We start from the raw sequence: 14,951 nt of genomic DNA on the forward strand, positions 1-14,951 counted from the left end.
GGGAGGCAAGCGATGGACGAAAGCGCAGCCCTGTTCTCGTTGATGGATCGCATGTTGTGGACCGCCGCCTTGGTGGCCGCTCCCATCCTGGTCGCCGCCCTCGCCGTCGGCCTGCTGGTCGGCGTGATCCAGGCCGCGACGTCGGTGAACGAGCAGACCCTCACCTTCGTGCCGAAACTTGCCATCGTGGCCGTGGTGCTGGTGCTGATGGGGGCAAGCATGTTCGGCCTGATCGGGGATTTCACCGAAGAAATTTTCGCCCGCATCGCGAATATCTCCGCGCAGTAGGGCCGGACCGGTGAACCTGCCAACCTTTGGCCTCGGCGCGATCGAAGCGGACCTGTGGGCGCTCATCTTCGTGATGGTGCGCATGGGTGCCGCCGTGCTGGCGGCGCCCATCTTCGGCGCGCGCATGGTGCCGCCGCAGGTGCGCACCGTGCTGGCAGGCGCGATGGGCGTGTTCATCCTCAACTGGGTGCCGGTTTCCGTGCCGGCGGACATGCTCGCCCTGCCCACACTCGTGTCGCTCGCGACCGAAGCAGTGATCGGCTTCTCGCTCGGCATGGTTCTGCAGATCGCCTTTGCTGCGCCGATGATCGCGGGCGAGCAGATTGCCGGCGGCATGGGCATGGCGATGGCAACCGCAGTCGACCCCTCCAGCGGCGCGCAGTCGGGCGTGGTCGGACAGATGTTCACCGTGGTGCTGACGCTGCTGTTCCTCGCCATCGGCGGGCACCTGCTGTGGCTGCGGCTGGTGGTGGAAAGCTACCTGCTGTTCCCGCCCGGTAGCGACTGGGAGTTTGCGGAGCGCGGCTGGCTGGTCGCCAGCTTTTTCACACAGGCATTGGCCACCGCCGTGGCGATTGCCCTGCCCGTCACGCTTGTGCTGCTGCTGGTGCAACTTGTTACAGGTGTGATCGGACGTTCGGCCCCTTCTCTCAATCTCTTCGCGCTTGGCCTGCCCGCGAGCGTTCTGGCCGGGCTCGCCGCGCTTATCGCCAGCACCGCGCTGCTGGGCGAGCAATTTGTTGTGCTGGCGGAAATGGCCATCGAACAGGCCGGAATGGTGGTTAGGCCATGAGCGAACAGCCATCGGGCGAGAAGTCATTCGAGCCGACCGAGAAGCGCAAGCTCGATGCCATCAAGAAGGGCAATGTCCTGCGCTCCAAGGAAGTGGCGACAGCGGTCTGCGTCCTCGTGGGCGCTCTCTGGCTGAAGCTGGCGGGGCCGTGGCTGCTCGGCACGGTAGAGGCTTCGGCGGAGGCAGGCTGGCAGTTCGACCGCTCTGCCATCACCCATTTCCAGCCGGGCCGAATGATGACCGACCTGGTGGTCGCGCTCGTTCCGCCGATCCTGACGCTCGGCGTGCTGGTCATCGTCGCCGTCATGGCCGCGCAGCTAGTGCTTGGAGGCGGCGCATGGGTGAACGGCAACCTGAAGCCCAAGCCGGAGAAGCTGAACCCGCTCACAGGCCTGAAGCGCATGTTCGGCCCGCAAGGCTGGATCGAGCTGGGCAAGGGCTTGGCGAAACTGGCTCTGCTCGGCTCCATCGCGTGGTTCTGGGGCAGCGCCAACCTCGTCGCAATCCTGCAACTGGGGCGCGGGGAACTGACGGGGCAATTGTCGGCAGCGTGGGATTCGATGGTGAACCTGCTGCTGCTGTTGTCCGCCGGACTGGTGCTGGTCGCCTTGGTCGACTGGCCGATCCAATACGTGCGCCGCAATTCGCAACTGAAGATGACCAACCAGGAACTGCGCGACGAGCACAAGGAGGCCGAAGGCTCGCCCGAGAAGAAGCAGGCAATCCGCCAGCGCCAGCGCGATCTTGCCAAGGGCGGCCTTCGCCCGGCGATGCAGGAGGCACAATTCGTGCTGACCAACCCGACGCATTTCTCCGTCGCCATGGCCTACGATCCTGCGGTGGCCTCCGCGCCCTATGTTATCGCCAAGGGGCGCGGGGAAAAGGCGCTGGCGATGCGCGAACTGGCTGCCGAGATGAGCGTGCCGACACTGGAATATCCCACCCTCGCCCGCGCGGTCTATTTCACCACGCGGGAACAGCAGATGATCCGCGCGGAACTCTATTCCGCCATCGCCAGCGTCCTTGCCTTCGTGATGAGCCTCAAGCGCGGCGAGCATCCGCAGCGCCCGCAGGTGGGCGTGCCCCTGGAATTGCATTTCGATGCCGAGGGGCGTCCTTCAGCCACTTAAAGGAGCCGGGCCGCGCCCGTTCTGAAAGCCATGGAAAGCAGCACATCCTCCATCGTATCCGCGCTCGGCGGCGGCAGCGGGGTCGACATGGTCAAGCTGGCGCAGGACCTAGCGGCCGCCCGGTTTACGCCGCAGATCGCCCAGATCGACAGCCGCAGCGAAGCGCTGGAAGCGCGTATCTCTGGCGCATCGGGCCTCAAGAACCTGCTCAGCCAGCTGGCGAGCGCGCTGGGCGACCGCATCCGCAACGGCGATCTCGCGCCCAGCGCCAGCATCGGCGACGCGGGCGTGGCGACTGCTTCGGTGTTGCCGGGAAGCAATGCCAAAGGCAGCTACTCGCTGGAAGTGACCCGGCTCGCGTCCGCCCAGACGCTGGCAAGCAGCGCCTACTCCGCCGGAACCGACCTTGTTGGCGAGGGACAACTCACGCTGCGTTTCGGCTCCATCAATGCAGGCACCTTCACCGATGGCGGCAGCGATCCGCTGGTGATCGACGTTGCCGCCGCCGATACGCTGGCCGATGTCGCGGCGAAAATCCGCGGTTCGGGTCGCGGCCTCAACGCCTATGTCGCCAATACCGCCGAAGGCGCAAAGCTGGTGGTGAAAGGCACCGAAGGCGCAGCCAGCGCATTCGCCATCGAGGCGAGCGGGGCCAGCGCGAGCGGGGGAACTCCCGCGGCAGGCAATATCGATTACCTCGCGTGGAACCCCGCCACCGATGCAGGCCAGCTGAAAGCCAGCGCCGCCGATGCCGAATTCCTGTTCGACGGTGTGGCCATGACCAGCAGCAGCAACAAGTTGACCGGCTTGCCCTCCGGCCTCGTCCTTACGCTGACCGATACGAACCGGGACGATCCCACGACCATCTCCTTCGCCGACAAGAGCAAGGAGATCACCGCGATGATGGGCGATTTCGTCGGAGCGCTGAACGATATTGTAATTTCGCTGGGTGAACTGGCAGCGCCCCTTGGCGGAGAGCTGGGCAACGACCCCGGAGCGCGGGCCCTCAAGCGCGAACTGGCAGGGCTGACTGGCCTAGTCGTGATGCCCGGCGCGGCAGAGGGCGAACCCTCGACGCTGGCCGACCTTGGCCTTGTGCGCGGACGCGATGGCAGCTTCTCGCTCGACAACGCGCGGCTGAAGACCACGCTCGAAGGCAACCTTGCCGCCGCCAGCGCCATGTTCACCACCGGCCCATTCGGACTGTTCGCCACCATCGACAATCTTGCCCGCGACATGGGCAGCCGTTCCGACCCCGGCACGCTGGGCGGCTCCATCACCCGCTATTCAGCCCAGCTGGAGCGACTGCAGGAACGGCGCGAGAAGATCGCCGACCAGCAGGAAGTCCTGCGCGAGCGGATGGTGAAGAACTTTGCCGCCGCCGATGCGCGCGTCTCCGCCTCGCAATCGACGCTGGAATTTCTGAAGGCGCAGGTCGCCGTGTGGACGAACAACCGGAACTGACATGCTGAAACGCACCGATCCCGCCGCCGCCTACAAGCGCGTCGATTTCGAAGCCCTTGTCGCCGGAAGCGACACCAACGGCCTCGTACGCATGTGTTTTGCCGATGCAGGCGCTGCGCTGGACCGGGCATTGTGGGCCGACGCAAATGGCCGCGACGACGTGCGCGGCAGGGCACTGGAGCGCGCCCAGTTGGGACTGATCACGCTGCTGTCGGGTCTCGACATGGAGCAGCCGGTTTCGAAGTCGCTGGACGTGTTCTACCGCTCGCTGCTGGCGCGTGTCACCAATGCGCAAAAACACTTCAATCGCACTGCGGTGGAGATGACGCGGGACGACCTCGCCGATATTGCCGCCTCGCTGTTGGGGGAACCCCGGAAAGTCGCCTAGCCAAACCTGGCGATGCGCCTGTTCCGGTCGACCGTGAAGCCGGGATAGTCGCTATCCTCATCCGGCTCGAAGCGGAAACCGGCCAGACTCGAATCTTCCCAACGGGCAGCATCAAGGGGTTCACCTGAAAGGCTTCGCCAAACGCCGCCTTCGGCAAATGTCGCCATGGCGCCCGCGCGCGAGGCCCGCTTTTCCGCGAGTGCCGCAACGTAATCCTCCAGCGCCACATCGCGCGCTTTCCAGTCGACGGGCATGGGCTGGCAATAGGCGTTGTTGTTGCCCTGCTGGCTGCGGCCGAACTCGTCGCCTGCCGTCAGCATGATCGTGCCGGCAGAGGCGAACAAGGTGCCCAGCAACGCCCGCAGGTCCGCACCGCGGCGAGCGAGGACGGCAGGATCGTTGCTCGGCCCCTCCACGCCGTTGTTCCAGCTGTAGTTCTCGCCGTGTCCGTCGCGGTTGCCTTCGCCGTTCGCCTCGTTGTGGCGGTGTTCGTAGGCCACGGTATCGGCCAGGGTGAAGCCGTCGTGGGCGGACAGGAAATTGACGCTGCGGGTCTGGGGTCCGAAAATGTCGGACGAGCCCGCCATACGCGTGGCCAGCACGTTCGCCGCGCCGTCGCCGCGCCAGAAACGGCGCACATCGTCGCGGTAGCGGTCGTTCCATTCCAGCCAGTTGCCGGGAAAATTGCCGAGCTGGTATCCGCCAGGGCCAATGTCCCACGGCTCTGCAATCATCACGCGCGTGGCCAGCAGGGGATCGGCGGCGATCTCCGCAAAGATAGGCGCATCGGCGGAAAAGCCGGGCCCGCGTGCCAGCACCGGGGCGAGGTCGAACCGGAACCCGTCAATGCCGCAGTGGCGCACGAAGTGGCGCAGGGTCTCCAGCGCCAGCACGCGGACATGGGGATTGGCGAAGTCCAGCGTATTGCCGCAGCCGGTGTCGTTGATCAGCGATCCGTCGGGCGCATGGGCGTAGGCGGCATCGTCCAGTCCGCGAAGGCACATCACGCCGCCGAAGATGTCACTCTCACCGGTATGGTTGAGCACGAGATCGAGGATCACGCCAATGCCAGCATCGTGCAACGCCGCCACCGTCTCGCGCAATTCGGCAACGCCGCCGGGGCACAGGCCGGGATCCAGCGCCATCGGCGCAACGGGGTTGTAGCCCCAATGATTGGCAAGGCCGAGTGGCGGCAGGTGTCGTTCATCGATCCACGCGGTGATCGGCATCAGTTCCACCGTGCTGACGTGCAGCTTCTTCAGGTGCGCGATCACGGCGGGGTGGGCCAGCGCCGCCACGGTGCCGCGCTGATGCGGCGGCACGTCGGGATGAAGCGCGGTGAAACCCGCAACGCCAAGTTCGTAAACCAGTCCGCCATGCTTGAAATGCGGCGGGCCCGGCTCTACCTCGGGCAAAACTCCCGGCACCACCGCGCGCGGGACGATGCCCGCAGTGTCCACCGCATAGACGGCAAGTTCCGGCGACTGGACAAAGCGCCTGTCCAACTCCACCGCATAAGGATCGACCAGCAGCTTTGCAGGATCGAACCACTTGCCGCTGTCGGATGCCCATTCCCCTTCGGCGCGATAGCCGTAAGCCGTACCGGAAAGGTCGCGCGGCACTTCGGCCACCCAGTCTTCACCGTCCCGCTCCATGGCCACGCGCTGTTCGCCCTCGCCTTGAAACAGGCAGAGGTGCAGCGCTTCGGCGAGCGGGGAACGGACGCGGAATGAAGTGCGGCCCGCGCGGACCTGCGCGCCGTAGTCGCTCACGTCACCACGTCGGGCGCGGTCCGCCCGGTGTGCCGTTCGATCCCGGCGATCTGCTCGGCAGCGGCGATGATCTCGGCCAGCATGGTTGGTGTCTCGGCATCGAGGTTGCCGCCTACCGGCTCGTAGCGTTCGAGATATACGCGGATCGTCGCGCCCTGTGTGCCCGTGCCCGAAAGGCGGAACACCACGCGGTTGCCGCCTTCGAACAGCACGCGGACACCCTGGTTCTCGCTGAGAGAACCATCGACCGGGTCGGTGTAGGCGAAGCTGTCCGCCTCTGCCACGGTGAGCGGGCCGAAGCTGGTGCCCGGCAGTCCCGGAAGGCTGCCCGTCAATGCGTCCATCAGCGCATCGGCGCTGTCGCTCTCGACACCTTCGTAATCGTGCCGCGCGTAGTAATTTCGCCCGAAGCGCGCCCAGTGTTCGCGGGCGATCTGGTCCACGCTCTTGCCGGTCGCGGCGAGGATATTGAGCCACAGCAGCACGGCCCACAGCCCGTCCTTTTCGCGCACGTGGTCGCTGCCGGTGCCCGCGCTTTCTTCGCCGCAGATCGTGGCCTTCCCGGCATCAAGCAGGTTGCCGAAGAACTTCCAGCCGGTGGGCGTCTCGAAGGCCGGGATACCCAGCGCCTCTGCTACCCGATCAGCCGCCGCGCTGGTGGGCATGGAACGGGCAATGCCTTTCAGACCATCGGCATAGCCGGACGCGAGGTGGGCGTTCGCGGCCAGCATGGCGAGCGAGTCCGAAGGCGTGATGAAGCGGTGTTTACCGATGATGAGATTGCGGTCCCCGTCCCCATCCGACGCCGCGCCGATGGCAGGCGCATCGTTGGACATCATCAGGTCGTACAGCACCTTGGCATGGACGAGGTTGGGATCGGGGTGATGCCCGCCGAAATCCTCCAGCGGGGTACCATTGCGCACGGTGCCCTTCGCAAAGCCGAGCCGTTTCTCGAGGATTTCGTGCGCGTAGGGCCCGGTGACGGCGTGCATGGCATCGAAGGCCATGCCGAGCCCATCCTTCACCGCTGCCCGCATCGCGTCGAAGTCGAACAGTTCCTCCATCAGCGCCGCGTAGTCGGCAACCGGGTCGATCACCTGCACGGCCATTTCGCGCACATGGGTTACGCCGCGCGTGTCGAGGTCGACATCGGGCGCATCGACATCCAGCCAGCGGTCGATCTCCTGCGTCCGGGCGTATATCGCGCCGGTCACCCCTTCGGGCGCGGGGCCGCCGTTGGCGGTGTTGTACTTGATGCCGAAATCCTCGTCCGGCCCGCCGGGATTGTGACTGGCCGAAAGGATCAGGCCGCCGCTGGCGCCATACTTGCGGATCACGTGGCTGGCTGCCGGGGTGGAGAGAATGCCGCCCTGCCCCACCAGCACGCGGCCATAGCCGTTGGCAGCCGCCATGCGGATCGCCTGCTGGATCACCGTGCGGTTGTGAAAGCGCCCGTCGCCGCCCAGCACCAGCGTGGAGCCTGCCTCCCGCTCCGCCACATCGAACACCGACTGGATGAAGTTCTCGGCATAGTTCGGCTGCTGGAAAACCCGCACTTTCTTGCGCAGGCCCGAAGTGCCGGGTTTCTGGTCATCGAATGGGGTGGACGGGTGCGTTCGGATCATGCGGCTTTCCCTGTTAGCTCGCGATAAAGGTCTGCATAGGCGCGGCCACTGGCATCCCAGGAGAAGTCGGCCTTCATCCCGTTCTGCTGGATGTCGCGCCATTGTTTCGGCTGCGCGTAAAGCACCATCGCGCGGTCTATGGCGGATCGCAGTGCGTGGTAATGCACCCCATCGAACTGCACGCCCGTCGCCACGCCCTGTGCCAGCGCGGCGGGATTGGCATCGATCACCGTGTCTGCCAGCCCGCCGGTGCGCGCCACCACGGGCACGCAGCCATAGGCAAGGCCGTAAAGCTGGGTAAGGCCGCACGGCTCGAACCGGCTGGGCACGAGAATGGCATCGGCGCCCGCCTGCAACTGGTGGGAAAGCGCCTCGTCATATCCGATGCGGATGGCAATACGGCCCGGATGGCGCGCGGCGGCTTCCTGCAAGGCGGCCTCGATCGCCTTGTCGCCGGAGCCGAGCAGCGCCAGCCGCCCGCCGATACCGACAAGGTGATCCAGCACTTCCACCAGCACGTCCATCCCTTTCTGCCAGGTAAGGCGGCTGACCACGGTGAAGATAGGGCCGTCCCCCTTCTCCAGCCCGAATTCCTTTTCGATGGCGCGCTTGTTGGCCTTGCGCATGGCGAGCGAGCGGTGATCGTAACTGGCGGCGATATCCGAATCGATTTTCGGGTTCCACACCGCCGGGTCGATGCCGTTCAGGATGCCGCGCACCCTGTCGCCGCGAAGGGCGACCAGCCCCTCCAGCCCCATCCCGAATTGCGGCTGCCGGATTTCCGCAGCGTAACTAGGGCTGACGGTGGTGATAACATCGGCAAGCTGCATTCCGGCTTTCAGGAACCCCACCCCGCCATAACTTTCCACGCCGTCGACGGACCATGCCGACTGCGGCAGGCCAAGGCGCGGGAATATTCCTGCGTCGTGGTATCCCTGGAACGCCATGTTGTGGATCGTCATCACCGCTGGCAGCTCCGGCGCATCGCTGGCGAGCTTCAGGTAGGCGATTGCCATCGCGGCTTGCCAGTCGTGAGCGTGGACGAGGTCGAACTTGGCCCCTTTCACTCTGCCCGATGCAATATCGGCAGCGGCGCGGCTGAATGCGGCGAAGCGGTGCCAGTTGTCCGCCCAGTCCTGTCCCTTGCTGTCCGAATACGGGCCGCCATCACGGGCGAAGAAAGTCGGGCAATCGAGCACCAGCAACTTGTGCGCCCCGATCTTGCCGGACAGCAGCCGCGCTTTGTGGCCCAGCAGCGAATCCCATTCGTGAGCCACGCGTTTGCGCCCCATTGCCTTGCCCACTGCGGGATAGGCCGGGAGGAATGTCGTCATGTCCACGCCATGCGCGGCAACGGCAGCAGGCAATGCGCCCGCCACATCGGCCAGCCCGCCGGTTTTCACCAGCGGCACCGCCTCCGAAGCCACGGACAGGACGGATAGTGCCATTACAGGTCGAGCTTCTCGATCATCGGCTTGGTAATCAGGCATACGCCCTTTTCGCTGCGACGGAAGCGACGGGCATCCAGTTCCGGGTCCTCCCCCACCACCAGCCCTTCAGGGATGCGCACGCCGGAATCGAGGATCACGTTCTTCAACCGCGCGCCGCGGCCGATATTGGAATAGGGCAGGATCACGCCGCGCTCCACGCGGGAATAACTGCCCATCTTGACGCCGGTGAACAACAGACTCTTCTTCGCCATCGCGCCAGAGACGATGCAATCCTGGCTGATGAGGGAAGAAATCGCGCACCCGCGACGCCCGTCCTCGTCGTGCACGAACTTGGCAGGCGCGGCCACGATCTGGTCGGTCCAGATCGGCCATTCCCGGTCGTAGAGATTGAGCTTGGGCACCGTATCGGTCAGGTCGAGATTGGCTTCGAAATAGGCGTCCAGCGTGCCGACATCGCGCCAGTATTCCTCGATCTCGTCCGCGGCGCGGATGCAGCTATGGGTAAAGCGGTGGGCCTGCGCCTTGCCGTTCTTCACGATCCACGGGATGATATCGCCGCCGAAATCGCGCTTGCTGTCCGGGTCGTCGGCATCGCGGCGCAACTGGTCGAACAGGAAGTCCGTCTCGAAAACGTAGATACCCATGCTGGCAAGCGCCATGTCCTCCTGCCCCGGAATGCCGGGCGGGTCGGACGGCTTTTCCACGAAGTCGGTGATGCGGTCGGTCTTGTCGACATGCATCACGCCAAAGCCGGTGGCTTCCATGCGCGGCACGACAAGGCAGCCCACTGTCACGTCGGCACCGCTTTCCACGTGCTGGCGCAGCATCAGTTCGTAATCCATCTTGTACACGTGATCACCGGCCAGGATGATCATGTACTTGGGCGCATGGGCCTGGATGATGTCGATGTTCTGGAACACTGCGTCCGCCGTGCCTTCGTACCACTGGCTTTCGGACACGCGCTGGCTGGCGGGCAGGATGTCGAAGCTCTCGTTGCGCTCCGGCCGCATGAAGTTCCACGCCCGCTGCATGTGACGGATCAGGCTGTGCGCCTTGTACTGCGTGGCAACGCCGATGCGGCGGATGCCGGAATTGATCGCGTTGGAGAGCGCGAAGTCGATGATACGCGAGACGCCGCCGAAATAGACCGCAGGCTTGGCGCGCCGGTCGGTCAGTTCCAGCAGGCGGCTGCCGCGCCCGCCCGCCAGCACATAGGCCATGGCGTCACGTGCCAGCGGCTGCGAATATGTCTCTCTCATCGACATTCTCCCGATCGGTTATCCCTTGTATTCCAGCATGATCGTGCTGAGCGGAGGCAAGGTTACACAGCCCCAACGATCCTTGACGTCGATCTGTCCCATGTTGCCCTGCCCGCTGCCGCCGTATTCCTGCGCGTCGGAATTGAACACCTCGGCCCACACGCCGTCGTGTGGTAGGTTGAGACCGTAACAGCCGTGCGTCATCGGGGTCATGTTGCAGAACACCGCCACGGGCGGCTGGCCGGGGCACTTGCGCAGCCAGGCGAACACGCTGGCATCGGCGTCGTCCGCCACCAGCCATTCGAACCCCTCGCTCTCGCAATCGCGGGCATGGAGAGCAGGCTTTGCCTTGTAGAGGTGGTTCAGATCGCGCACGAGTCTGCGCACCCCTTCGTGCGCGGGCGCATCGAGCAGGTGCCAGTCGAGCGCACGTTCCTCGCTCCATTCGTGGCGCTGGGCGAACTCCTGCCCCATGAACAGCAGCTTCTTGCCGGGGTAGCCCCACATCAGGCCGAAATAGGCGCGCAGGTTGGCGAATTTCTGCCACTCATCGCCGCTCATCTTGTTCAGCAGACTGCCCTTGCCGTGGACTACCTCATCATGGCTGAGCGGCAGGACGAAGTTCTCGCTGAAGGCATAGACCAGCCCGAAGGTGATCTCGTCGTGGTGGTGCTTCCGGTGGACGGGATCGCGCGCCATGTATTGCAGCGTGTCGTGCATGAAGCCCATGTTCCACTTGAACCCGAAGCCCAGGTTCTCGCGCGGGCCATCGTCGAAAGCGGGCTCGGATACGCCGGGCCAGCTGGTCGATTCCTCGGCGATTGTCAGGATACCGGGGTGTTCGCGGTGCACGGCGCGGTTCATCGCGCGCAGGAATTCCACCGCTTCCCAGTTCTCGTTGCCGCCATCCTCGTTGGGAATCCATTCGCCTTCCTCGCGGCTGTAGTCGCGGTAGAGCATGGAGGCGACGGCATCCACGCGCAGGCCGTCGACGTGGTACTGCTCCGCCCAGAACAGTGCGTTGTTGACCAGGAAGCTGCGCACCTCGCGCCGCCCGAAATTGTAGATCGCGGTGTTCCAGTCCGGGTGGAAACCCAGCTTGGGATCGCCATGTTCGTAAAGGGCGGTTCCGTCGAATTTGGCGAGGCCGTGCTCGTCGGTCGGGAAATGCGCAGGCACCCAGTCCAGCAAAACGCCCAGCCCGGCTTGGTGCGCGCCGTCCACGAAGCGTGCGAAACCATCCGGTGAACCGAAGCGCGCAGATGGGGCATAGAGGCCCGTGGTCTGGTAACCCCAGCTGGGGTCGTAGGGATGCTCCGACACCGGCAGGAACTCGATATGGGTGAAGCCCATGTCGGCGACATAGGGGATCAGGCGGCTGGCCATTTCATCCCAGGTCAGGAACCAGTCGTTACCGTCGCGCTGCCATGATCCGGGGTGGACCTCGTAGATCGAGATCGCCTCGCGCCGAGGATCGACCTCGCGCCAGTGTTCGCGGTGCGCCTCGTCACCCCAGTCGGGCTTGGCCGGGCGTGCAGTAAGGGACGCGGTCTTGGGCCGCAGTTCGCTGGCGAAAGCGAAGGGATCGGCCTTCAGCGGCTGCTCGACGCCGTCGGGGCCGACGATGCGATACTTGTAGGCGCGCCAGTCGGCTATGTCGGGAATGAACACTTCCCACACGCCGATATCCACGCGGCCCCGCATCGGGTGGCGGGCGCCGTTCCAGTCGTTGAAATCGCCCACTACGCTGACGTTGCGCGCATTGGGAGCCCACACGGCGAAATGGACGCCGTGGACGCCCTCATGCTCGATCAGGTGCGCGCCCAGCTTGTCGAACAGGCGGAAATGCGTGCCTTGCGCAATAAGCAGGTCGTCCAGCGGGCCCAGCACCGGGCCGAAGCTGTAGGGGTCGGTCACCCACCATTCGTGTTCGCCCGCCGTGCAGCGATACTTTACAGGTTTCGGCTTGCCGCGCAGCTTGCCTTCGAACAACCCGCGATCGTCAACGCGCTTCAGCTTGCCCAGTTTCGCGCCCTGAAGCGAGTAGCCTTCTGCCGCCTCGGCACCGGGCAGCAGGGCGCGGGCGAAAGTGCCTTCCGGCCCCTCGTGCGGGCCAAGCAGAGAGAAGGGATCGGCCTGGCGGCCTGCAAACAGGGCTTCGATCGCTTCTTGCGGTGGCTTCACCTGTCCCCCTGTTGCCGAGACCGTAGAGACCCCGCATTCATCACTGTGCCCGACGTACGGGCAGAGCGAAACAGGAAAACGTATGCGTTGATGGCCTGTTCCTACATCACGCCCCAGATATCGCGGGCATATTCACCAATCGTCCGGTCGGAAGAGAACCAGCCGACGTTGGCGATGTTGTGGATCGCAGACTTGCGCCAGCCAGCCGTATCCAGCCAGCGGGCGTCCACCTCGCGCTGGGCGGAGGCATAGGCTTCGAAGTCGGCGGCAACCATGAACCAGTCGCTGTCGTACAGACCGCCCATCAGGCCCTTGTAGCGATCCTTGTCGTCGGGTGAGAACACCCCGCCGGCGATGGCCTCCACCGCCTGGCGCAGTTCGGGAGAACCCTCGATCACTGCGCGCGGGTTGTAGCCGTTGGCGCGCTTCTCGGCGACTTCGTCGGCGGTCATGCCGAAGATGACGATGTTCTCATCGCCGACATGGTCCTTGATCTCGATATTCGCACCGTCGAGCGTGCCGATGGTGAGCGCACCGTTCAGGGCAAACTTCATGTTGCCAGTGCCGGATGCTTCCATGCCCGCCGTGCTGATCTGTTCCGACAGGTCGGCCGCGGGAATGATCCGCTCTGCCAGCGTCACGTTGTAGTTGGGCACGAACACCACTTTCAGCAGCCCCGCCACCGAAGGGTCGGAATTTACCCGCCGGGCGATATCGTTCGCCAGCTTTATGATCAGCTTTGCATTGTGATAGCTGGGCGCGGCCTTGCCGCCGAAAATCTTCACGCGCGGCACCCAGTCGCGTTCGGGATGGCTGCGGATCTGGTCGTAGAGGGCCACCGTCTCGATCAGGTTCAGCAGCTGGCGCTTGTATTCGTGGATCCGCTTGATCTGCACGTCGAACAGCGCATCGGGACTGACGCGGATGCCGGTCAGATCCTTGATATGGCCCGCCAGTGCCACCTTGTTGCTGCGCTTTACCTCGGCAATCCGCTCCCCCAGCTGCGCATCGCCAGCCAGCGCGTTCAGCTGGCCCAGTTCCTCGGTATCGTCGAGGAAGGCATCGCCAATCGCATCGCGGATGACGTTCGTCAGGCCGGGATTGCACTGCATCAGCCAGCGACGCGGGGTGACGCCGTTGGTCTTGTTGTTGATCTTCTTGGGATACAGCTGGTGCAGGTCGTGAAACACGGTCTGCTTCATCAGTTCGGTATGCAGCGCCGCCACGCCGTTCACGCTGTGCGCACCGGCAAAGGCGAGGTTGGCCATGCGCACGCGCCGTTCGCCGCCTTCATCGATCAGGCTGATCGCGGCAACGGCGGCATCGTCCATGCCTTTCTTGCGCGCTTCCCGCAGCACGCGGCTGTTGATGGCGTAGATGATCTGCATGTGGCGCGGCAGCAGCCGCTCGAACAGGGGCAGCGGCCAGCTTTCCAGCGCTTCGGGCAGCAGGGTGTGGTTGGTGTAGGCGACGGTGCGGCGCGTGACATCCAGCGCCTCGTCAAATTCCAGACCGTGATGATCTACCAGCAGGCGGACGAGTTCGGCCACCGCCACGGCAGGGTGCGTATCGTTCAACTGGATCGCCGCCTTGTCCGGCAGGGTGCGAATATCGCCGTGGTGCTGCATGTGGCGGCGCAGGATGTCCTGGATGCTGGCGGCGGAGAAGAAATACTCCTGCCGCAGGCGCAGTTCCTGCCCGGCCCGGTGCGAATCCGCCGGGTAAAGCACGCGCACGAGACTGGCGGCGCGGGCCTCTCCTTCCAGCGCGCCGACGTGATCGCCCGCGTTGAAGGCATCGAGCTTGATGGGATCGAGCGCGTGCGCGGTCCACAGCCGCAGCGTGTTCACCCGCTTGCCGCGCCAGCCGACCACCGGGGTATCGACGGCGGAGGCCTCCACCTGCTCGGCAGGCTTCCACTCCACACTTTCGCCATCAGCCACGACTTCGCCGCCGAAGCCGATGCGATATGCGCTTTCTCGGCGATCGAATTCCCAGGGGTTGCCGTGGCTGAGCCAGGTTTCCGGCAGCTCAACCTGCCAGCCATCGTCGATGCGCTGGCGGAACATGCCGTTCACATAGCGGATGCCATAACCGTAGGCGGGTATGTCGAGACTGGCGAGGCTTTCCATGAAGCACGCCGCCAGTCGGCCCAGCCCGCCGTTGCCAAGGGCGGCGTCGGGCTCAAGGTCTTCCAGTTCCGAAAGTTCGAACCCGTGCGAGCGCAGCGCCCGTTCCAGCGCGCCATTGAGGTCGAGGTTGCTGACCGCATCGCGCAAAAGGCGGCCAATCAGGAATTCCAGGCTGAGGTAATAGACCCGCTTCGCCCCCTCGGCGTAAGTGCGCCGCGTGCTTTCCATCCACCGGTCGATCACCTTGTCGCGCAGGGCATAGACGGTGGCGGTGTACCAGTCGTGCGGCTTGGCCGCGCGCTCGTCCTTGCCCACGCGGTGGTTCAGCGCATCGAGGATCAGCGCATCGATTTCGGCATTGGACGGAGGGGGGCTGAGAGTCACGATACGAAAGCTCCAATGGGTGGCCAACTGGCAGGCAAGCTTCCGTCTTTCGCCGGATAGCAGGTGCCGCAGCCGCAAATA

General features: G+C 64.8%; 11 protein-coding genes. 5 read left to right on the forward strand and 6 right to left on the reverse strand.

Annotated features, from left to right (window positions below; genetic code table 11):
- Positions 1–12: 12 nt before the first annotated feature.
- The 5 genes from D2V07_RS10765 to D2V07_RS10785 are packed head-to-tail and all read left to right on the forward strand — an operon-like array spanning position 13 to position 4,063.
- The gene (locus tag D2V07_RS10765; protein ID WP_119586988.1) at positions 13–288 is read left to right on the forward strand and encodes a flagellar biosynthetic protein FliQ; all 276 of its coding nucleotides are present in this window, start codon (positions 13–15) and stop codon (positions 286–288) included.
- Positions 289–298: 10 nt separating this feature from the next.
- Positions 299–1,081 (forward strand): flagellar biosynthetic protein FliR, encoded by a 783-nt coding sequence (locus D2V07_RS10770; RefSeq protein ID WP_119586989.1) that lies wholly within the window; start codon positions 299–301, stop codon positions 1,079–1,081.
- The gene (locus tag D2V07_RS10775) at positions 1,078–2,211 is read left to right on the forward strand and encodes an EscU/YscU/HrcU family type III secretion system export apparatus switch protein (protein ID WP_119586990.1); all 1,134 of its coding nucleotides are present in this window, start codon (positions 1,078–1,080) and stop codon (positions 2,209–2,211) included. The genes D2V07_RS10770 and D2V07_RS10775 overlap by 4 nt, the downstream gene beginning before the upstream one ends.
- Positions 2,212–2,241: 30 nt before the next feature.
- Complete coding sequence (fliD, locus tag D2V07_RS10780) at positions 2,242–3,675, forward strand: flagellar filament capping protein FliD (RefSeq protein ID WP_119586991.1); 1,434 nt, start codon at positions 2,242–2,244, stop codon at positions 3,673–3,675.
- Position 3,676: 1 nt separating this feature from the next.
- Positions 3,677–4,063: a flagellar protein FliS gene (locus D2V07_RS10785; protein ID WP_119586992.1), complete on the forward strand. Its 387-nt coding sequence runs from the start codon at positions 3,677–3,679 to the stop codon at positions 4,061–4,063.
- Here the strand turns inward: D2V07_RS10785 and D2V07_RS10790 are convergent.
- The 6 genes from D2V07_RS10790 to D2V07_RS10815 form a co-directional block, all read right to left on the reverse strand.
- Positions 4,060–5,835 carry a glycogen debranching protein gene (locus D2V07_RS10790; RefSeq protein WP_119586993.1) on the reverse strand — a complete coding sequence of 592 codons (1,776 nt, stop codon included), beginning with the start codon at positions 5,833–5,835 and terminating at the stop codon, positions 4,060–4,062. The genes D2V07_RS10785 and D2V07_RS10790 overlap by 4 nt on opposite strands.
- Positions 5,832–7,460, reverse strand: a complete 1,629-nt coding sequence (locus D2V07_RS10795) for an alpha-D-glucose phosphate-specific phosphoglucomutase (protein ID WP_119586994.1) — start codon at positions 7,458–7,460, stop codon at positions 5,832–5,834. Before D2V07_RS10795 ends, D2V07_RS10790 begins: the two co-directional genes overlap by 4 nt.
- On the reverse strand, positions 7,457–8,908 hold the full coding sequence (gene glgA / locus D2V07_RS10800; RefSeq protein WP_119586995.1) for a glycogen synthase GlgA: 1,452 nt from the start codon (positions 8,906–8,908) through the stop codon (positions 7,457–7,459). Before glgA ends, D2V07_RS10795 begins: the two co-directional genes overlap by 4 nt.
- Positions 8,908–10,170 carry a glucose-1-phosphate adenylyltransferase gene (gene glgC, locus D2V07_RS10805; protein WP_119587195.1) on the reverse strand — a complete coding sequence of 421 codons (1,263 nt, stop codon included), beginning with the start codon at positions 10,168–10,170 and terminating at the stop codon, positions 8,908–8,910. Before glgC ends, glgA begins: the two co-directional genes overlap by 1 nt.
- 18 nt (positions 10,171–10,188) lie before the next feature.
- The gene (gene glgB / locus D2V07_RS10810; RefSeq protein WP_119586996.1) at positions 10,189–12,354 is read right to left on the reverse strand and encodes a 1,4-alpha-glucan branching protein GlgB; all 2,166 of its coding nucleotides are present in this window, start codon (positions 12,352–12,354) and stop codon (positions 10,189–10,191) included.
- A gap of 101 nt (positions 12,355–12,455) precedes the next feature.
- Entirely contained in the window at positions 12,456–14,870 is a 2,415-nt protein-coding gene (locus D2V07_RS10815; RefSeq protein ID WP_199698777.1) for a glycogen/starch/alpha-glucan phosphorylase, read from the reverse strand.
- Positions 14,871–14,951 lie beyond the last annotated feature (81 nt).

It is taken from the genome of Aurantiacibacter zhengii (genome assembly GCF_003584125.1).
GTDB classification, from domain to species: domain Bacteria; phylum Pseudomonadota; class Alphaproteobacteria; order Sphingomonadales; family Sphingomonadaceae; genus Alteraurantiacibacter; species Alteraurantiacibacter zhengii.